This window comes from Flavobacterium indicum GPTSA100-9 = DSM 17447, from assembly GCF_000455605.1.
Taxonomy (GTDB): domain Bacteria; phylum Bacteroidota; class Bacteroidia; order Flavobacteriales; family Flavobacteriaceae; genus Flavobacterium; species Flavobacterium indicum.
Genome location: NC_017025.1, coordinates 2,809,372 through 2,831,132 on the forward strand (window position 1 = coordinate 2,809,372; position 21,761 = coordinate 2,831,132).

The 21,761-nt window shown below is 31.7% G+C and carries 18 protein-coding genes; 3 read left to right on the top strand and 15 right to left on the bottom strand.

The features are described 5' to 3' along the window. Positions 1-149: 149 nt before the first annotated feature. Positions 150-620 (top strand): Lrp/AsnC family transcriptional regulator, encoded by a 471-nt coding sequence (locus KQS_RS13130; protein WP_014389658.1) that lies wholly within the window; start codon positions 150-152, stop codon positions 618-620. 77 nt (positions 621-697) lie between these two features. Here KQS_RS13130 and KQS_RS13135 read toward each other — a convergent pair whose 3' ends face one another. From KQS_RS13135 to KQS_RS13160, 6 genes are all read right to left on the bottom strand, one after another. Continuing rightward, positions 698-1,396 carry a zinc metallopeptidase gene (locus KQS_RS13135; RefSeq protein WP_014389659.1) on the bottom strand — a complete coding sequence of 233 codons (699 nt, stop codon included), beginning with the start codon at positions 1,394-1,396 and terminating at the stop codon, positions 698-700. A gap of 81 nt (positions 1,397-1,477) precedes the next feature. Then, the gene (locus tag KQS_RS13140) at positions 1,478-1,666 is read right to left on the bottom strand and encodes a hypothetical protein (RefSeq protein ID WP_014389660.1); all 189 of its coding nucleotides are present in this window, start codon (positions 1,664-1,666) and stop codon (positions 1,478-1,480) included. A gap of 51 nt (positions 1,667-1,717) precedes the next feature. Beyond that, positions 1,718-2,515, bottom strand: a complete 798-nt coding sequence (locus KQS_RS13145) for a TlpA family protein disulfide reductase (RefSeq protein WP_014389661.1) — start codon at positions 2,513-2,515, stop codon at positions 1,718-1,720. A 115-nt stretch (positions 2,516-2,630) separates the two neighbouring features. Then, positions 2,631-5,639, bottom strand: coding sequence for a leucine--tRNA ligase (locus KQS_RS13150; RefSeq protein ID WP_014389662.1), 3,009 nt, complete (start codon positions 5,637-5,639; stop codon positions 2,631-2,633). Between the two features lie 144 nt (positions 5,640-5,783). After that, the gene (locus tag KQS_RS13155) at positions 5,784-7,310 is read right to left on the bottom strand and encodes a toxin-antitoxin system YwqK family antitoxin (RefSeq protein ID WP_014389663.1); all 1,527 of its coding nucleotides are present in this window, start codon (positions 7,308-7,310) and stop codon (positions 5,784-5,786) included. Between the two features lie 4 nt (positions 7,311-7,314). Continuing rightward, positions 7,315-8,988 (bottom strand): WG repeat-containing protein, encoded by a 1,674-nt coding sequence (locus KQS_RS13160; protein ID WP_014389664.1) that lies wholly within the window; start codon positions 8,986-8,988, stop codon positions 7,315-7,317. A gap of 117 nt (positions 8,989-9,105) precedes the next feature. Here KQS_RS13160 and KQS_RS13165 point away from each other — a divergent pair, with 117 nt between their 5' ends. Together KQS_RS13165 and KQS_RS13170 are read left to right on the top strand one after the other, a co-directional pair. After that, on the top strand, positions 9,106-9,981 hold the full coding sequence (locus KQS_RS13165) for a cell division protein FtsX (protein ID WP_014389665.1): 876 nt from the start codon (positions 9,106-9,108) through the stop codon (positions 9,979-9,981). Between the two features lie 35 nt (positions 9,982-10,016). After that, positions 10,017-10,256 carry a DUF3098 domain-containing protein gene (locus tag KQS_RS13170; RefSeq protein WP_014389666.1) on the top strand — a complete coding sequence of 80 codons (240 nt, stop codon included), beginning with the start codon at positions 10,017-10,019 and terminating at the stop codon, positions 10,254-10,256. Between the two features lie 243 nt (positions 10,257-10,499). Here KQS_RS13170 and KQS_RS13175 read toward each other — a convergent pair whose 3' ends face one another. The 9 genes from KQS_RS13175 to KQS_RS13215 all read right to left on the bottom strand — a co-directional run bounded on the left by KQS_RS13175 (position 10,500) and on the right by KQS_RS13215 (position 21,745). Next, positions 10,500-11,621: a tail fiber domain-containing protein gene (locus KQS_RS13175; protein ID WP_014389667.1), complete on the bottom strand. Its 1,122-nt coding sequence runs from the start codon at positions 11,619-11,621 to the stop codon at positions 10,500-10,502. Positions 11,622-11,655: 34 nt separating this feature from the next. Continuing rightward, positions 11,656-13,179 carry a tail fiber domain-containing protein gene (locus KQS_RS13180; protein ID WP_014389668.1) on the bottom strand — a complete coding sequence of 508 codons (1,524 nt, stop codon included), beginning with the start codon at positions 13,177-13,179 and terminating at the stop codon, positions 11,656-11,658. 452 nt (positions 13,180-13,631) lie between these two features. Then, positions 13,632-14,255, bottom strand: a complete 624-nt coding sequence (locus KQS_RS13185; protein WP_014389669.1) for a response regulator transcription factor — start codon at positions 14,253-14,255, stop codon at positions 13,632-13,634. Positions 14,256-14,288: 33 nt separating this feature from the next. Continuing rightward, entirely contained in the window at positions 14,289-15,626 is a 1,338-nt protein-coding gene (locus KQS_RS14115) for a glycoside hydrolase family 19 protein (protein WP_051149685.1), read from the bottom strand. A gap of 343 nt (positions 15,627-15,969) precedes the next feature. Next, positions 15,970-17,301 (bottom strand): TlpA family protein disulfide reductase, encoded by a 1,332-nt coding sequence (locus KQS_RS13195; RefSeq protein ID WP_014389671.1) that lies wholly within the window; start codon positions 17,299-17,301, stop codon positions 15,970-15,972. Between the two features lie 38 nt (positions 17,302-17,339). Further along, complete coding sequence (locus KQS_RS13200; protein WP_014389672.1) at positions 17,340-18,233, bottom strand: FISUMP domain-containing protein; 894 nt, start codon at positions 18,231-18,233, stop codon at positions 17,340-17,342. A gap of 14 nt (positions 18,234-18,247) precedes the next feature. Continuing rightward, positions 18,248-19,150 carry a fibrobacter succinogenes major paralogous domain-containing protein gene (locus KQS_RS13205; RefSeq protein ID WP_014389673.1) on the bottom strand — a complete coding sequence of 301 codons (903 nt, stop codon included), beginning with the start codon at positions 19,148-19,150 and terminating at the stop codon, positions 18,248-18,250. A 2-nt stretch (positions 19,151-19,152) separates the two neighbouring features. Then, positions 19,153-19,998 carry a fibrobacter succinogenes major paralogous domain-containing protein gene (locus KQS_RS13210; RefSeq protein WP_014389674.1) on the bottom strand — a complete coding sequence of 282 codons (846 nt, stop codon included), beginning with the start codon at positions 19,996-19,998 and terminating at the stop codon, positions 19,153-19,155. Positions 19,999-20,002: 4 nt separating this feature from the next. Beyond that, on the bottom strand, positions 20,003-21,745 hold the full coding sequence (locus KQS_RS13215) for a beta strand repeat-containing protein (RefSeq protein ID WP_041252125.1): 1,743 nt from the start codon (positions 21,743-21,745) through the stop codon (positions 20,003-20,005). Positions 21,746-21,761: the final 16 nt, after the last annotated feature.

The following is a 21,761-nucleotide window of genomic DNA, read 5'->3' on the forward strand; positions in this document are numbered from 1 at the left end:
TTTCCATTTGTTACAAAATTCATATATTTATTAAAAAAATAAAGTTGTGATACTTAATCCCCTAACAATTGGAATAGAGAATTTGATAGTATGAGAAAATTGTCCTGTGGAGCTTAGGTGAAAAAATATAATTATTTTAAATTATTTAAATGAAAATCAATCACTTACAAATTGAAATAGACGGCATCGACAAAGAAATATTAAGAGATTTAATGGAAGATGCCCGAAAACCCATCTTGCAAATTGCAAATAAAATTGGAATTTCTGGAGCAGCTATTCACCAACGGTTAAAAAAACTTGAACAAGCTGGTGTAATTTCGGGTTCAAAATATGTAGTTGACAATCGGGTTTTGGGATATAAAACCATGGCCTTTGTGGGGATTTATTTAGAAAAAGCTTCTAGTAATCCTGAGGTAGTAAAAGAATTAAAAAAAATTCCTGAAGTCTTAGAATCGCATTATACTACCGGAAACTGGAGTATTCTAACTAAAATTATTTGTCAGGATAACGAACACTTAATGCAATTGTTAAACAAAAAGATTCAAACCATAAAAGGGGTTTCTAGAACCGAAACTTTCATTTCATTGGAACAACAAATAGAAAGACAAATTCAATTGTAATTTTTAATACTTGAGATAAAAAAGAAAACCCAACTACTTCATAGTAATTGGGTTTATTAATATCGTATCTTTTCTTATTATTCTCTTCTACCAAACACCTGCATTGCCCAATATAACATAGAGGCAACTGCACCAATTGCAGCCACAAGATAGGTACGTGCGGCCCATTTTAAAGAATCTTCTGCACCTGCATATTCTTGCTGTGAAACCATATTTTTATTTTTTAACCACGCCAAGGCTCTATTACTGGCATCGTACTCAACAGGCAACGTAATTAATGAAAATGCTGTTGCCACCGCCATTAAAACCAAACCAATAACCGCCACAATATAACCAATAGACAAACCTTTTGAAGCAATTCCTAAAATTAAACCTCCCATGATTAACCATTGTGATAAGGTTGAAGATACATTTACAATTGGTACCATTTGCGAACGCATAGTCAACCAACTGTAAGCCGTTGCGTGTTGAACCGCATGACCACATTCGTGAGCCGCAACAGCTGCCGCAGCTGCATTTCTTTGGTTGTATACTGCTTCAGACAAATTGACTGTTTTATCAACTGGATTATAATGATCCGTTAAACGCCCTGGTGTAGAAATAACACGTACATCTCTAATCCCGTGATCCGCTAACATTTGTTCGGCAATTTCGGCTCCACTCATACCATTGCGTAAATGAACTTTTGAATAATAATCAAACTTACTTTGTAAACGGCTACTTACCAGCCAACTTACCAAAGCAATTCCTCCTAATAAAATATAATATCCTAACATAATTTTTAATTTATTTTTTATCTACTACCACAAAACTTGCGCCAATTTCTAAAAATGACAAGTTGTCAAATTGCCATTTTGTTATCTGCAAATCGTTACAAAGGCAATCAATTCTTGGGTTTCAAAATACGTAAAAGACACATTAATTACTTCATAACCTTCTTTGGATTTCATGTTTAAAAACAGCTCCACTTCTTTCGCTAAATCGTCTTTCATACTACCTGTAAAACTGGTCGATTTTTTTAAGACATGTACTTCGTGTTGTTTCATAGTTGCTTTTTTCTATTATACGTAAAATTTCAAAAATGTTACAATTTAAAATTATGATTTTAATAATTTTTTAATCGTTTTACGCATGTCAGGAAACATTTCTTCCATAAAAAAATCATTAACAAAAACTATCTTTCCCGTTTGATCGAGTATAAAATTTGTTGGATAAAAATTCACCAAAAATTGATCGATGGTATTTTTATCTTCAGGTATAATTGTAAAATCGATTGTGTTCTTTTTTACAAATTCTTGAAGCAATTCTTTGGCATCAAATGTAACTGCAAAATAAAGCACCTGATCTGTACCGAACTCTTTTTTTAATGCATTTAAATCGGGAATTTCTTTAATACACGGTACACATTTTGTAAACCAAAAATTGACCACAACAACTTTACCTTTCAAGTCTTCTGAAGTATAAACATTACCTTGCATATCCTTTAATACAAGATTTTGCATAGACTTCCCTAACATTAATTTCTTATTCTTTTTGTCGTTTTTAATTTTATCATTTAACTCTTCATTCTTAACTTTTACTTCCAATTTCTTTTCTTTCAGTTCAGTCTCCGTTCTTTCTTTTAAAACAACAGCAAATCTTTGCGCCACTGTATCTCTAAAAAAGAGTTGCTTATAATGTATAATTTTATTGCTTTTAACAATTGAGTCTAAATATACTCGATCATATTTTTTTCCACTTTCTAAAAAATTATCAACAGCCCAAAGGCTATCTTTTGTTTTAAACGACTGAAATTCAGCCAATGTTATTTCTTTTGCGTGTGTAGTTAAAAATGGATATTGTTGTGCTTGTAACCACCCTGTACAAATCACAAATAAAAATAAAAATTTTCTCATAAATACTGTTTTTCACTATAACTCAAAGATGCTCTTTTTATTGCATAAAAAATCCCGAATTTATAAATAAATTCGGGATGATACTATTGGTATATTGTCATTATGACTAATTAAATTACCCTACCAAATTAATAATCTTACCTGGAACGATAATTACTTTATTTGGTGTTCTACCTTGTAACTGGTTTTGTGTACGTTCATCGGCCATGACGATTTCTTCGATTTGAGCTGCGGTTAAATCTAACGGCAACTTAATAGTGAAACGCATTTTTCCATTGAAGGAAACCGGATATTCTTTTTCACTTTCTACTAAATATTTTTCTTCAAATTTAGGGAAAGCCACGGTGGCAATAGAACCTTCGTGACCCAAAGCACTCCATAATTCTTCTGCAATATGTGGCGCATAAGGCGAAACTAAAACTGCTAAAGGTTCTAAGATGGCTCTATGATGACATTTTTGTTGCGACAACTCATTGACACAAATCATGAATTGCGAAACCGACGTATTAAACGAGAAATTCTCGATGTCTTCCGTTACTTTTTTGATGGTTTTATGTAACGATTTGTACATGTCCGCTGTTGGTTCCGCATCTGTTACAATTAATCCATTATCATCAAAATACAAACGCCATAATTTTTTCAAGAAACCATAAACCCCTGTAATACCAGCAGTGTTCCAAGGTTTAGCTTGTTCTAACGGCCCTAAGAACATTTCATACAAACGTAAAGTATCCGCACCGTATTCGTTACAAATATCATCTGGATTGACTACGTTGTATTTTGATTTCGACATTTTTTCTACTTCGCGACCTACTAAATATGCTCTTCCTTGTTTACCAGAATATGGTTCATTATTATCATAGATTGTGCCATCCATTAATAAAAATTCAGAATTTTTATATTCGGAATATAATGGATGTGCTTTAAATTTTTCAATATCTAATTCATTATAAGAATCAAGAATAACGCTTAAATCCAAGTGAATAGGAACAATATCGATTGACATTTGTTTGCTCCATTCTTTAATGTTATATTTTTTATGAATAACATCTAAAAAAGCATATACCGCTTCAAAATCTTTAGTCATAAAAAAATTATATGACACAAAAACTGGAGGAATTCCTAATGTCCCAATTACTTTATAAGCAAAAGCACTCATTCCCAAAATCATTCCTTGATTGATTAATTTTTGGAACGGTTCTTCGGTTGGAGCGAAACCTCTATCTTTTAAGAATTTATTCCAAAAACGAGAATATAATAAGTGACCCGTTGCGTGCTCACTTCCTCCTATGTATAAATCTACGTTTTCCCAATATTTTAATGCATCAGCACTAGCAAATTCGTTCTCGTTGTGCGCATCCATATAACGCATCCAATACCAAGACGAACCCGCCCAACCTGGCATTGTGTTTAGTTCCAAAGGATAAACGCCATTGTGAGATGCTGAATCAAGTTCAGCATGACAAAGTGTGTTGGATACTACTTTATTATTTACTGTATCCCAAGCCCAATCCGTAGCATTACCTAATGGTGGTTGCCCGTCTTCGGTTGGTAAATATTTCTCCACTTCTGGTAAAACAATTGGCAAATGTTTTGGATCAATCATTTGTGGCAAGCCATTCACGTAATATACTGGGAATGGTTCACCCCAATAGCGTTGACGAGAAAACACTGCATCACGTAAACGGTAATTCACTTTTGCTTTTCCAGCGCCTATTTTTTCTAATTCTTCAATAACTTTTTTAGTTCCTGCTTTGTAATCCAATCCGTTTAAGAAATCGGAATTTACTAATTCGAAACCACCTTTTTCACCATACGCAGCTTCAGAAATATCTTGGTTGAAAATATTTTTAATTTCGGGCATTCCGTGAGTTCCTTTGAAAAAATTCGCGAACGCATAATCACGTTCATCCCCACAAGGAACGGCCATCACTGCACCTGTTCCGTAACCCGCTAATACATAATCGCCAATCCAAACCGGAATCGGTTCTTTGGTAAATGGATGTTCTGCATAAGCACCGGTGAAAACACCAGAAATGGTTTTCACATCGGCCATTCTTTCACGTTCCGAACGTTTTGCCGTTGCTTCAATATAAGCATCAACCGCAGCTTTTTGTTCTGGAGTGGTGATTTTTGCTACCAATTCATGTTCCGGAGCTAACGTCATAAATGTCACGCCGAAAATAGTATCAGGACGGGTTGTGAATACATCAATAGTTGTTGGTTGTTGGTTGTTGGTTGTTGGTAAAAGTTGGAATGAAACAGCAGCACCGACTGATTTTCCAATCCAATTGCGTTGTGATTCTTTCAACGACTCAGTCCAATCAATCGTATCTAAACCTTGTAACAAACGTTCTGCATAAGCTGAAATTCGCATGGACCACTGGGTCATTTTTTTACGAATTACAGGATGACCACCACGTTCCGAAACACCATTTACGATTTCATCATTGGCTAAAACCGTTCCTAAAGCCGGACACCAGTTTACTTCCGTTTCCGCTAAATAGGTTAATCTATAGTGTAATAAAATTTTTTGTTGTTCTTCTGATGAAAACGCATTCCATTCTGCTGCTGTAAAAGAAATGATATGCTCATCGCAAACCGCATTAACATTCGCATTTCCTTCTTTTTCAAAAATTGAAACCAAAGTAGAAATATCTTCGGCTTTATCCGATGCATTATTGTACCAAGAGTTAAACAATTGAATAAAAATCCACTGTGTATGTTTGTAATAATCAGGGTTAGAAGTACGCACTTCTCTACTCCAATCAAACGAAAATCCGATTTTATCTAATTGTTCGCGGTAACGTGCAATATTCTCACGAGTTGTTTTTTCAGGATGTTGTCCGGTTTGAATCGCATATTGTTCCGCAGGTAAACCAAACGAATCGTATCCTTGCGGATGCAATACATTATAGCCTTGGTGTCTTTTAAAACGCGCTACAATATCTGAAGCAATATAGCCTAATGGATGCCCTACGTGTAACCCTGCCCCAGACGGATAAGGAAACATATCTAACACATAATATTTAGGTTTATCACTCGTATTGGATGCTTTAAAAGTACCGTTTTCGGCCCAGTATTGTTGCCATTTGGCTTCGATTTCGTTATGGAAATATTTCATTTTAAGTTTATAGTTTAACGTTTAAAAGTGTACAGTAAATTCGCAAAAGTTAAAAAACTCGTAAGCTTGAACTGTCAACTGTTAACACAAAAATCAGGCACAAATTTACATTTAAAATGTTGAAATTGAAAGTCCGTTAAAAAGCTATTTTTTCTCTGCCTTCACTAAACTTTCAAATTCTTCTTTCGTTACTTTTTTTGAATTGCCTTTAGATTCATAATAGTATTCAATGGTTTTTACATCATCTTTAGTAGTAATTTTTTCTCCATGAGGAACCCCATTTCTATAATTGGTTTCTGTAGAAGAATTGCTGCCAAAATTATAAATGTGTTTCGTTTGCTTACCATTAGCGTCATAATGTGTTTCACTATTGGCATACGCTTCATCATTTCTCAATGAAAAATTCTTTTGAATTCCTATAGGCTGTCTGGTTTCATTATATTTATTCTCATGTAATAATTTTCCAGACTTATCATAATACTTTGTTGTGAATACATTCGATTGCTCCTCTTTTTCAAAAACACTAAATTTTGCTTGATTTTTGTAGTATTGAATCGATTTTACAGTTACATCATTTTTATAAACCGATTCACTAATTAATTGTCCGTTTTCGGCATTGTAATTTTCAGATTTTCCATTTCGAATTCCGTTTTTGTATTCCTCAACGTTTTGCAATACCCCATTTTTATATAATTTATAAGGACCATTTAACTTATTGTCTTTGTAGCTTTGTTCGCTATAAATAAGTCCGTTTTTGTATTCCTTCCAAACTCCTGTTTTATTTCCTTCATCATCATAATGTTCCTCACTACTAATTTGATTGTTTTTGGTATAGTGAATATAATCACCCACTTTTTTATTGTGCTTGTACTTTATTGTATTCACTTCTTTTCCTTCCCGATCATACATTATTGCAGTTCCATTTTTTTCACCTAAAAAATACGGAATTTTCATAGCAATTTTATCCACATCATAGAAATAAATAATGGCCTCACCATGAATATCTTTTTCATTAATGATATAAAATTCACTAACTAATTTTTGATTTGAAAAAGTTTTCACCTTACCTTTTTTTAAATCATTTGGCAACAAATGATAACCATATTTTGTAGAATATTTTAAATCGCCCACTAAATTACCGTTGACGTAATTTCCTTCTAACACTTCATTTTCTCTAGGAATAGTATACCTTCTTATCCCGTTTCTTATCCCGTTTTTATAATTGGTTTCCAAAACCAAAGAATGGTCGCTATCGTTACTAAAAATTTTGTACAGACCGTGAACCTTTCCGTCTACAAAAGTTGCTTCTTGGAACGTAATTCCGTCTGGATAGTAAATTTTAGTAATTCCATTTAACACATTATTTTTATATGTTTTTTCACTAAAAATATTCCCTTTGATAAATTTCATCACCTTTGTTGAATGCGGATCTATTTTTGCAACCTGATAAGTGATTGGTTCAAATGTATTAGCCTTGATTTCTGTTTGAATTTCAGCTAATGTCTTCTGTTTTTCATTCAACAAAAATTCATATTCTGAATAAAAAAAAGTTTCGGATTGTTTGATTCTTGGAACATACACATCTGAATTTACATAGCCACTACTTTCCCAGTTTTGAGAAAAACAAAAAAGAGAATTAATAAGAAGTACGAATAATATACTATTTTTCATGTGTTTAGTTTTTAAAGTATAAGGTTCCGTTAGCATTGGCATAACCCACAATTTCATTATCCGCATTTTTTAACGTTACTAATTTCAAATTGGACTGGCTAGTTACATATCTTGCTTTATTTGGGTAATTAATTAGAACATCATCAATTTCATAATCAAAAACAGCGTCAATAATTTCCTCTTTATAAGTGGCTTCATTTTGATAGATTAGTCCAAACTTATTGTTTTTTCTTAGCAAATAAGTTTTGGTAACATTAGTAGAATGAGAATTATAACTTGGTCGTTTAAAATCTTCATATTCTGTTTTAAGCAACACATTTCCATTCGATTCTATTAAACCATAGTTAGAACCCATTTTAGTCTTATAGACTACATTTCCATTGTTGTTTTTATATTGAAACTTCACTATTTCATCAAATTGCAGAGGGAAAAACAAACCTTTTTTACTTGAAAACAAACTGTATTTGTACGCATTCGATTTATTTCCTTTATTTCCCACAATAAAGGTTACTTCTTCAAAAGTGTTATTTTTGTTAACCTGCGCAAACGATTTGATAATGGTGTCAAACTCAATTACTCTTGATACTTCATCTGGAAAAACGACACCAACCTTATTTTTAGTCTGATAAAAAGCAATGTTTCTATAATTTAAAACCGAATCATTTGTATGCTTATAATAAGAGTAATTTATGATTTCAAGATTTTTTAAAGGTTCTTTTCTTTTTACCTGTGTTGTAAATTTTTTGGGTTCTTTAGAATATTCTTGTTTTGTTTCCAAAAGAAGATTTCCGTTATCATTTTGTAAAGAATAATTAAAATAAAGCTGTGGTTTTTTTGTTCCAACGCTCTCATCCATTTCTACTGCTATATCTCTATCTCCACGTTCAACGGAATAAATCGCATCTTCATATCCTTGATCTATCATAACATCTCCATTTCCTGAACCGGAACCAGAACCAGAACCACTATAATTAGTTGACTTGGTTTTGGCTTTTTTGTAAAATTGTTCTAAATATTGATCTTCCGTTTGAAACAGTACTTTTTTTGACTTTACATAAGGTGCTTTTTCAAAATTCCAAACCTCAGTTTGCAGGGCATCCTTTTCTAATTTTTTAGTATTACAAACCAAATTATACCTACCGCCTACTTTTTTTAAGATTTGAACCGAATAATAATCCTCATACAACCATTGTTCAATCACATTGGTCTTTTTATTTAGTGTAAAAACACTTTCTGTGAAATCTTTATTTAAAACATGGTACAGTTTTAACGTTTCAGTAATATGTTCTGAAGCAATTATTTCAACGATTGGTTTTTTTAAAATAGAATTCCCTTTTTTATCGACAATAGCTGTCGCTTTTGTAGAGGCATCTTCAGAAATTAACACATAATTTTCATCATCGAAATAGAGCTGAGAATACTTGGCTTCAAAAAGAATTTTACCATCAATAATTAATCCTGTTTTATCTTTTAATTTAGAGTAGACCGTTCGATAGTCGCTATCATAATTTTGTTTAAATTCGAGTTGATCGAATTGAGGTTCAAGAATAATTTTTCCCTCAGGATTACACATGCCCCATTTAGTTCCATCACGATACGGGATTGCTATTTCTTGCGCATGTAAAACTATAGAATAGACAGAGATAAGTAACGTGGGAATTATTTTTTTAAGCGTCATAAAAACAAAATTAATACACAAATGTACAGTTTTTAAATACGTTTTTTAAAACTTTGTAGTTATATTCTATGTAAACAAAAATTCTTTAGTATTTTTACAGCATAATTCTTTACATCTATGGCATTATCATTTGAGCAATATCAACGCAGGAGATTGATTTCATCTTATTTTTCGGTTGTTTTTAGTATTTTTTTAGTGTTGTTCCTTTTAGGCGCTTTAGGACTTTTTGTGATTAATTCTGAAAAAATCTCGAATGACTTTAAGGAAAATATTCCAATGAACGTCTATTTTAAAGATGAAGCAAGCGATACTATTTTAAAAGCGTTTGATACGGAATTGAAAAATTCAAAGTTTGTGAGAAGTTATGAATTTGTTGACAAAGAAAAAGCGGCTAAGAATAATGAAGATATAGTTGGAAAAGATTTTAAAGAATTTTTAGGTTTTAATCCTTTACAAAATTCGTTTGACATTCACTTGAAAGCAGACTATGTTACGAGTGCTGAAATTAGAAAAATAGAAATGGAGATTAAAAGAAACCCTTTGGTTTCAGACGTGATTTATCCAAAAGAATTAGTAGATTTAGTAAATGAAAATGTTGCAAAAATTAGCGTTTGGATTTTGGCGATTAGTTCTGTATTAGCCATTATTGCTATGTTATTAATCAATAGTTCTATTCGAATTTCTATTTATTCGCAACGATTTACAATTAAAACCATGCAATTGGTTGGCGCTACAAAATCATTTATCAGAAAACCATTCATAATAAGAAGTATTGTACTTGGTTTAATAGGTTCTGTTTTAGCTATTATTGCTTTAACTTTTGTATGGCTTTATGTAGATGGTTTATTTCCTACACTAGGAATAGCTAAAGATTTTGTTTCATTTGGAATAGTAGCCTTAGGTGTTTTAGCCGTTGGGACAATTATTACTTGGATTAGCACTTATTTTGCTACCACTCGTTTCCTAAATTTAAGAACAGACGATTTATATTAATAAAGAAAAAATATAAATAATTTTATTTATCAAAAATGAAAGAAGAAAACAACAAACCAGAATTTTTATTTGGTGCAGCCAATTATAAAGTATTATTAGTAGGCTTAGCGGTTATAGCTTTAGGCTTTATTCTTATGTCAGGCGGTGGCAACGACAATCCAGAAGTTTTCAATGAAGAAGTTTTTAGTTTTAGAAGAATACGCTTAGCGCCTACGGTTGTATTAATTGGATTTGGAATTACAATTTATTCCATTTTTGTCAAAAATAAAAAATAGTTAAAAATTCAATATTTTAAAAAGTATTGGTAATATATACACTATAAAAAAAGACAACACAAATGCTTTTAGACATTCGTATATTCCTATTTCATTAAAGCAAAAAATTAGTGTAAAAAGGATAAAAGTAAAAATAAAAAACACTAATCGGCGTAACTCAATATCTTTCATTTAATATAAAAATCAAGGTCGCAAAAAGCGACCTTTTTTAAGCATCAAGATTTAATAGTTATAAAAACATAATTATTTTTTTTGCAATTCAGATTTCAAAAAGTCTATTTCAGATTTCAATTCTTTAATTGCATTTACAAGTACAGGGATTAATTCAGAATAATTCACTCCAAGTTTTTCATTTTCAACTCTTATATAATTTCCATTTTCATCTTTAGGTTGCCATGAGTGCGTTTCAACAACTTCTGGTATTACTTCTAATAGATTTTGAGCAGAAAAACCTATTTTAGCTTTTTCAAATTCAGCAGGAATTATAGTATTTCCAATTTTATTATCTTTCCAATTATAAGTAATTGTATTTAATTGAAGTACTTCATTTAGTCCATATTCTAAAGGCTTAATATTCTTTTTAAATCGAACATCTGACGTTTGAATAACCCCATTATTAGCATAAACCGAAGACCAACGTTTCGTTGAGGTACCAAGACTACAACCAAACGAACTGGTATTGTCGTTTCTTGGATGAAATCCTCCAGAAGCTTCCAAATACAGTTCACTAATACCATCCATAATATATTCTACTGAACCTGTTTTTATGGCACTTCCTGCGATGGCACCATCCGATTGAAAACTGGCTACAACATCTATTGGATAAGTTGAGCCGCTGTAGTCTGTTAAAGTTGTTCCGTCTACTGATGTGCCAATATAGGGAAAACCTCCGCCAAAATGAACAAAATTATCATAGATTGCGGTTTCCATAACCTTTCTATTTCGGCCTTCAACAACTAAATTACCTGGAAAAGATGACGTAGATGTTGTTTTAAAAGTAAGATCATAATCTTTAAAATCAATCGTTGTATATTTAGTTAATTCACCACCTAACTGTGCGTTTGAACCTGTAAGAGTTAAACCATTATTAAATGTGTACGAGCTACCGCCGCCAAATGGAACCCATGAAATACCATTAAAGTACCAAAAACCAGCAGCACCGTCAGTTTGGTATATTAATAAACCAATCGCGGGACTGAGGACTGCTGTTTTTTGGGCGGCTGTTAATCTAGGGATTAACAAGCCAGAATTGGTACTATTCAAATGTAAAATTGAACTTGGATGTGGTGTTGTGGTACCAATTCCAACTTGCGCCAAGGAGTAGTTAGCAATAAAAAGCAAAATTAAAAATAGTGGTTGTTTCATTTTATTATAATTTAAAGGGATTTTTTAAATAAAATTATTTAGTTTCTAGGGATTTTACTTTAATTTTTAACGTTTCTAATTCTTTTTGCAGTAATTCAATTAATTGTTGTTGCTCTTGAATAGCCTTTGTTAATGGAACTACAAATTCTGCATAACGAATACCATAAAAATCCTTTTCATTTTTTGGGCTATCTATTCCACTAAAATCGTAGCCTAGTTCTTTGGCTGCTTTTTCAACTTCCTGAGCAATGAAACCAGTCTGAATTATTGACTCTGCTGAACTTATTTGCGTTTTTGATTGTGTCAACCTTTGTATGTTATCATAATCAAGCTTATATGTTACAGGTTTTAATTTTAGAATAAAATCTAATCCTGGCACACTACTATAATTAACATCTTTTTTGAATCGGATATCTGAAACATTAGACCAATTGGTAAATCCTCCAATACTTGATGTTGAAGTATTACCTATTCGAACTTGGTCATTAGAACTAATTATTGAATTATTACCAATTGCGATAGAATTACTAAAATTCCCTGTATTAAATGCATTATATCCTATTGCTATATTATTGATACCGGTTTGATTAGCCAATAAAGTTTCATCTCCCAATGAAATATTAAATTGACCCGACATATTATTAAGTTGTGCATTATTTCCAATAGCAATACAATTTGAAACACTTTGATTATTGTACAAACTCATATTACCAATAGCTATATTATTACTACCACTGATATTACGTTCTAAAGATGAGCTCCCAATACCAATATTTTTATCACCCGTTTGATTATTATACAATGCATTATTACCTAATGCTGTATTATCATCCCCAGAAATATTACGTTCTAACGACGATTTACCAACTGCTACATTTCCTTTTCCAATTAAATTATTGTACAAACTAGAATGCCCTACTGCCGTGTTTAATATTCCTGTTGTATTTCTTTCTAATGAACTATATCCTATACTTACATTATAGCTCCCAGCAGTGTTTAACATTAAACTAGATTTACCAATTGCAGTATTTTGGAAGCCTGTATTATTGTTTTCTAAAGCACTTACTCCAATTGCTGTATTATTAGTTCCAGCAGTGTTTAACTTAAGAGAATTAACACCATAGGCTGTATTAGTATCATTAATTCTTCCTGAAAAAACATTATTTCTTTTAAATACTAAGTCATTGTTATCTAATGTACCAATAAAATTGATCGTAGGATTTGTGTATAAATTTCCTGTAGTTGACCAATTTATATCTGAATTTAATCGCACCCATTTTACACCTTCCCAATAGTAAAATCCTGGTGTTACAGAATTTACCCCAATTGAATTAGTTGTTGTATTATAAACCAAAGTACTTTTCACCAGTGGATTTCCAGCAATTGAATTTACTACAGGAGCTGCTGCAACTAAACTAGTTAAAGCCACTCTCGGTATAATTAAACCTTGATTAGACGAAACAATATCTAATGCTCCATTTGGGGTAGTAGTCCCAATTCCAATTTGAGAGTAAATAATATTTGTAACAAAAAATAAAAAGATGTGTAACGATTTCATTTAAAGGGTTTTTCAATATTGTTGAAGCAAATTTCTAGAATATTGAACTATTACAACCAACGGTTTTCAGGGGGAGAAAAAAAAAGAGGCCTAAGCCTCAATTTTCATCAGCGATAAGCCGATTCACACAAAAAAATCTAATCTAAGCTTTAGCTCTATATATATTAAAATGAATAGCAATTAAAAAAAAGAGGCCTAAGCCTCTTTTTATAATAATACAAAGTCTCCAAAATAACTTAACGATAGTATTATTAAATCAAAAACATAAATACTTTAAAAAAAAGAGGTTTTCACCTCTTTTTTCATACTGACAACGTGGTCAGTTCAACAAAAAAATCTAATCTATAGCCTTCTATAACTTAGTAAATCGTAATTTTTAAAAAAAATATAGTATTCCTTTTAAAATCTATTATGCTAAACTCAAAAAAAGTAATCTTTCGCATTAATTCACATTATATATTATTTAATATAGCGTATTTTATTAATCCGACAACATTTTTAGAATTCGTTTTTTGCATTAAATTTTTTCTATGGCCTTCTACAGTAAAATTTGAAATTTTCAATTCATCTGCAATTTCCATAGTTGTTTTTTCTTCTAATATTAATTTTAAAATATCCAATTCTCTTGGTGTAAATTCAATTTTTGAATTGATATTAGAATCTTTTAAATAAGCTTCATAAATAGTTTTCTCAAAATATTTCTCATTTTGTAAAACCTTTTTAACTACGGATATTAATTCTATTGAAGACACATTTTTACTTAAATAAGCATCAATATTTAAATTTATAAGTTGCCTAAAAATTTTTATACTTGTGTGACTAGTTAAAATAATATTTTTAGGCACTTTAATGTATGAACTTTCATTTTTTTTAATTTCTTTAATAAAAGTTACTCCGTTCATGTGAGGCATTTCAATATCTGTAATTACAACATCAAACACCTCTGTTTTTAAATATTTTAATGCAACTGATGCATCTGATATACATATAGCTTCAAAATTGTTTCGTTCCAAAACTACTTTTAGACTCTCAGAAAAAATTTTATGATCATCAACAATAAGAATTCTATCTTTCATTCCAACTAATAATTTATTCCAATATAAGAATATTTATTTAATAATTTTGAACGTTGCTGATGCACTATTTGTTTCTAGCTGAATGATATACATCCCATTATTTAATATTGATGACGGCACCTCAACTTTATTGCTTTTTGGCTCTAATTCTTGAATGATTTTACCCGACAAATCGAAAATTTTTATTCTATCAATTGGTTCCTCATATTCTATCGTAAATGCATCCGTAATTGGAATAGGATAAACTTTCAAAGCAGTAACATTAAATGTTGCAGACGTTAACACATTGGCACTTACATAATCTTGCATTGCATTTGAGCTATTTTGATAGCAAATTGTGGTATAATCACCGCTGTTTTCAGCTGCAACTTGAGTAGGTGTAAAACCTAAAATAGATAAATAATATTTATATAATTCTGAACGAATTACTACTTTCTCTGTAAAGGCAGTGGTAGATGTATTTCTACATTCTAATCCTCCATTAATGATATTGTTTGTATGTGCAAAACCTTTCAAATACATTTTTGGCATTGAATACTCACCTGAATTGGGTACCCACAAATCGTGCATGACTTGATGACAAGAAGGCTTTGGCCATTGTGGCATCATCCAAAACCATATAGCAGATTTAAAGGCTAATACGCCGTCTTGTTGAACTAAATCTGGATTGTTTAGCAATACCGAAACATCATTATAAAGAAATTTACTTAGCTGGCCATAGTTGTAATTCCACGACAATTGAATTGGCCCTCTACCATAATACCCTTTTGCTGGATTTGGAGGATAATCAGTACTTGCTTGGCTATACGTACCTGCACTGTTTGCAGCAGTATACCCTACTTCATGTACAAAATACAATCCCCATTGTGCATAGTCTCCAGAAGTTCCTCCACCAACAGGCATTTGCCAGCCTCCAGTAGTTTCTTTAGAGATATTAGCCAAAAAAGCAGCTAATTCTCTTTTATTATTTACAGGTGTAGTATGATTTAAAAAATTTTCAAAATCAACAGTTATGATTACTTCTGGCGTTGTGTTTGAATACCACCAACTATCTACTTGAGAATACACATAAGATGTATTTGTTGATTTTTTTGTGACAGTTGTTAACTCTCCCCATACTCCAGGTTTTTTTCTAATTTGTACCAAATAATCACTCATTTCCGTGACTGCTTGTTTCAAATTATTATAAGAAAAAAAATCAGTAGTATACCCTTGTGGATGAACCCCATATGTTCCTGCTCTTTTTGGGAAAAGTGTATTCCATTGTGTAGAACTTAACAAACTTTCTACAGCAGTGTTGGTTTGTCCTTGAAGTGTTACTCCAGTAAACAAACAAACAAAAAACATGTTTTTAAGTATCTTTTTTATCATAGTAGTGGTGTTTAATTTTTGCAAATTTGGGGTGTTTATTTTTTGGTTCACTAACGGTATTCAGGGGGTAATAAAAAAATGAGCAATTTTTATTTTTATAAAAACCAGATATAGGTTAGCCCAATAATAAATCCCAATCCAATTATTGAAATAGCTAATAGAAATAATTCTATTCTATCTAAATTTTCAAATAAAAACTTTAAATTACTCATTTTAAAAAAATCTCCTTTTTACATTATAATTACATAAACTAAAATGTTAAGACAAATTTTGAAAAAATATATTCAATTAAAAACAAGGGTTAACCCCTTGTTTTTTAAAAAAACTAAGTTTATCAAAAAACTTAAAAAGGAAAGGTATTTAAAACATTTACAATACGTTTATTTTCATCAATTACAAAAAATGTTGGCGTTGCTTCTACCTTAAAATTACGCAACAAAGAACTTTCAAATCCTTTAAAATCAGAATAATGCCAAATATTTTTATATGATTTAATTTTATCAAGATATTGGTCCTTATTGTTTTCAATTCCAATAGCAACTACCACTTTATTTTTAGCAATTTTCGCCCATTCGTCAGCTTTTCTCATTGCTTCTTCACAATGAGGACAATCGCTAGACCAAAAGATTAATAGAATTTCTTTCGCTTTAATTTGGTGTAAATTAGATATCGATTGATTGTCATTTGATTTCCATTCTATATTTGGACTAACAGAACCAATTTCTAATTTTTTACTAGTATTTTTTTCAAGAACTTTTGCTTCAGATTGTCTTTGAATATTAAATTTTAATATAAGATTGGCATACTTTTCATAAATATAATCTACAATATTGACATAACCAATTTCATTAAAACCGTCTATTAAATAACGAATAGCAAACTCTTGTATTTTATTCGTTGATGAAAATTGAATCATTATTGAATCAATGCTTTTCTTTAAACCTATTTCGACTTCATTGCTATCTAATCCTAGATTTGAATTTAGGTAATACTGTAAATAAATAAGTATATGATCAACAAATATAGGTGTGTTTAATAGGCTTTCATTACTTACCTCAATTTTTTCCCAATATTTTTCATGATTTTCAAAATCAATAATTCTTTGATCGTTTCTAAAATTATCAGAAAAATTAATTGGTTTGTTTTTTATCAATGCACAAGCCCAAGGTAAATTTTTATTTTTTTTTATAAAAAAACTTCTTTCTGATCTTATTTTATTGATATCTTCAAAATAATTCTTTTTAACTCTATTAAAAATATCATCTTTTACACTTGGATAATTTTGTAAAAAAAACTGTTGAATCAAAAGCGCTTTTACTTTTTCTGATTCATTCATTAAAAAATTATAATAAATCGCATTTTCTGTGTTTGATTCAAATAATGGTGAAGGATTAGAAGAATTAAAATCGAAAGTAAATGTTATTTTCTTTTCAGTACCATTTATGATGATATCAAAAAAACTATTCGCTTCAACCTGACTGTACTTTAAACGATAAATACCAGGTTCTATTTTTATAGGCAATTCAATAACAAAAGAACCATCATGTATCTTTGAAGTGGCAACTATATGACTTCCAATATCAAATTTTTCCAAAGAAACCGATGTATATTTGGAATTATTCAAAAAAAGTCCTTGAATAACAATTGTCTCGTTAGCAAAAATAAATTTGCTCATTATAAAAAAGAGAAATATCAATATTTGTTTCAACATATCTAATCTTTTAAACATCTTAATGAATAGGCATTTGCAGGAGACATATTACTTCTTTGTATTCCAACATAAAAATTTAATAATTCTCTATTTACAAAACCAGAAAGATTATGAACAGTATTATATAAGGATAAGGTTGAAGTCCAAAAGCCTGATATTTGATTACTACCCCACATATTAGATCTATCACGATAACCAAATATTAAAACTGAAAAACCCGTTTGATTATTAGGAGCAGTTGGAATTTGCGCGCTTAAAAAAGTACCAGAACCTGTATTTGTTGCTGAGGGAAATGTTCTTGTATTCCAAGACATAAACTTATCTAAATATTGAGAAGGAACTTGTACAAAATCTTCTAAGTATTGCCACTCACAATCACTAGGAACATGCCAACCTACAGGGCAAATACCTCTTCCTCTCTCTATAGCAAGGTAATCATTAATAGTCCATGTTCCAGTCCATAAAGGCAATATATAATTCATTACCGCTTTCCATTGATATAATCTTCCTCTATCTGCAACATATGTGTTTCCATAAAAACCACTCCAACCAATATCTAAATCAGCTCCTGATGGTAGTACTGGTGATGGATAATTTGAAGGAACATTTATCGCATTTCTTCTAAACCAACATTGCCCATTAATATCAACAATAGCTCTTACTGTACCACCATCTATAAAACCCGTTGCTCCTGTCCAATCGTATTCAATGCCCATTGGAGTAGTTAAATCGTCGTTTAACGTTGCACCTACGACAGCGCTACACGGAGTTTTCGATATAATTGTAGTTGGAGAAAAACAAGTATTGAGCTCACCCCCCTCCAAAGCTTCAAGCACAACTTGTGATTTAATACTTTGAAAAAAAAATATAAAAATAAATATAATAAATCTACTCATGAATCCTTAAATAATTAATCTTTTAAACATCTAACTGAGAACGCCGCACCTGGATTAGCTCCTGCTCTTTCTATTCCTACATAAAACCAAAAAAGCTGTCTTCTATAAAAAGTTGACATGTGATGACCTAAAACTAGGTTTTTCGCCGATGATGTCCAAAAAGAGGCATAGCGAGTTATCCCTGAAAATGAATTATCAAAATTTATATCTTTATGACCCGTTAATAAAGCTGAAAAACCCGTTTGATTATTATTTGGAGCGGTTGGTAATCCTGCACTAATAAAAGATCCTGAACCTGTATTTGTTGTTGATGGAAAAGTTCTTGTATTCCAAAACATATCTTGATCCAAATATTGAGAAGGAACTTGGAGGTATTCTTCCATATATTGCCATTCACAATCACTTGGCACATGCCAACCCACAGGACAAATTCCTCTAGAACGCTCGATAGTTGAAAAATCGACACCTCCCCAATTATCTGCAAACAAAACTAAATTCATGGCAGCTTTCCATTGATATAATCTACCATGACCAGCTGTATAGGTGAAATTATAAAAACCACTCCATCCTTGATCACCACCAGGCGCAATTGTTGTAGAAGGGGCAGGATAATTAGAAGGAACATTAATTGCATTTCTTCTAAACCAGCATTGCCCATTGATATCTACTAATGCTCTTACCGTTCCTCCATCAACAAAACCAGTTGCTCCAGTCCAATTATATTCTATTCCCATAGGGGTTGTTAAATCGTCATTTATTGTAGCTCCTGCAATAGCATTGCAAGGTGTTTTTGATATTATAGTTGTGGGTGAAAAACAAGTATTAATTACTCCTCCTTCTAAAGCTTCTAATACAACTTGTGAGAAACTTATATTGATACACAAAAGCAATAAAATTATTTGAATTTTTGATTTCATTTCTAATCTTTTAAACATCGAACTGCCAAAGCATATTTGGCATTAAATCTATATCTCCTAATTCCTATATTACCATAATACAAATTTCTTGCATAGTGAGCTAAACCTGGCATCGGCATTAGAGAGGTATCTCTTGTAGAAGTCCAAAAATCTCCGGTTGCACCTCTATTTTGAAAGGTATCTTCTGTAGTATTGAAACCAGTTAATAATCCTGAAAAACCTGTTGAATTAGTTCCTGAAGTAACATATAATGATAATTTTGAACCTACACTACCCGTTTGTCTTCCAATCAAACTCAAACCTTCAAATTGTTGGTCGGCAATACTCATTCCTAGTGTATTTTCTAAATATTGCCATTCACAATCACTTGGAACATGCCATCCAATAGGACACACTCCTTGAGCTCTTTCATATGTGGCACCATTCATTGCTGCACTCCATTGGTATAATCTTCCTTCATTAGTATAAGGACCACCTTGATAAAAACCACTCCAGCCCACATCTATATCCGCAGGGTCATAATTCCAAATTGGTGACGGATCAAAGTTAGAAGGCAAATTAATTGCATTTCTTTTAAACCAACATTGGTTTCCTATTTCTATTAATGCTTGATTTGTTCCTCCATCAATAAAACCACCAGCACCATTCCAATCATATTCTTTCCCTAAAGGCGTTGAGGCATTATCATTGAGAACAGCACCAACCACTTGCGAACAAGGTGTTTTAGAAATATTTTTATTGGAGCACATAGGATTATTCCATAATTCTCCTTCAAGTGCATTCAATATAACTTGGGAATTGCAGACCGTTGCAATAAAAAGAAACAAAAAAACAAATTTAAGTTTCATCTTTTTAAATTCCATCTCCTGTAATTGTTGTAGTAGAAGCCGTATCTTTTATAACACCCATAGCCGAAAATCGAGCTCTAGCATTTAATCCTCTTGCTGTTTGTAATGTATTTCCAGCACCTGCAACCATAGTTACATTTCCTGTATTTTTTCTTACCACTACACAATTAAATCCTATTGGTAATGTTGATGGTACTGTTACGGTTAAATTTGAAGTTGAATCTACATATACAAAACCTCCATTATCTGTTACTAATAAAGTTGTATTTGCGGTTACTGTTCTGACAGAAGCAACTGAGGCCCCTGAAGGTATCGCTTGAGTACTTAAGTTTCCAGATGCATCTGCAACCACCATTCGAGTTCCAGTTCCTCCTAAATTCTCATGTCTAACTGTTCCATTAGTATGTAATTGTGCAGTTGGTGCGGTTATTGCTATTCCCACATTACCGTTTTGATCTACATTTATTCTTCTATTACCAGCTCCATCAGCTAATACAATATTATTAGATGTTGCCGCCGGTAAACTTACATTAGAACCAATAATTGTATTATTTGAACCTGTACTAATAGTAGTACCTGTATTATGTCCTAAAAATGTATTATTATTACCTGAAGTTATATTGGTTCCAGAATTTTCTCCGATAGCAATATTTCTTGATCCTGAAGTGTTAGAATATAAAGATTGATTTCCTATTGAAACATTGCTACTTCCAGCATTATTTGAAAACAAGGTTTGGTAACCTAAAGAGGTATTATTTTGACCCGTTAAATTATTTAATTGCGACTCATGTCCGACGCTTGTGTTATTAGAAGAGCCTTGATTATTAAACAGACTCGATGAACCTATTGCAACATTATTATTCCCGCTTATGTTTCGTTCTAAAGCCGATTCTCCTATCCCCACATTATTACTACCGGTTTGATTATTAAAAACAGCATTAGTACCTAAAGCAACATTATAAGATCCAGAGAAGTTTCTTTGGAGCGCTGAATATCCAACGCCTACATTGTTATTCCCTCCCAAATTATTAAACAAACTTGAGTTTCCTATTGCCGTGTTCAATATACCCGTTGCGTTTCTAGTTAAGGCATTGTATCCAATAGCAGTATTATAACTTCCCGTTGTGTTTAAACTTAAACCGGCTGTACCCAATGCTACATTTTGTATTCCCGTAGTATTCGTCTCTAAAGCCCCAAATCCAATTCCTATATTATCGTTTCCAGAAGACAAATTCTTCAATGCATTAACACCAATAGCAACTGTTCTTTGGGCCGTTGTGGTAACATTTGACAGGGCTTCTACCCCAAATGAGGTATTCGTAGCAGACAATCTACCAGAAATTAAATTATTTCTTCTAAAAACTAAATCTACATTATCTAGTGTTCCTAAAAAATTGGTAGTTGCATTAGTTCCACTATTACCTTGAATTAACCAACTAGAATCGGCATTCAATCGAATCCAATTTGACCCGTTCCAATAGTAATATCCTGGCAGAACATTATTGGGAAACACACCTGAAGTGGCAGTATTGTATACCATAGTGCCATTAATTAATGCACCTCCTGCAGGATTAACTATAGGCAAAGCTACATTAGATGCCGTTAAGGACACTCTTGGCAATAAAAAGCCTTGTGTTGAAGAATTAACATCTAACGCTCCATTTGGTGTTGTAGTGCCTATTCCTACTTGAGCAAAGGCAACTATGGTATTAAAAACCATAAACGTAAAAAGTAATTTTAATCTCATAATTTAAAGGATAAAA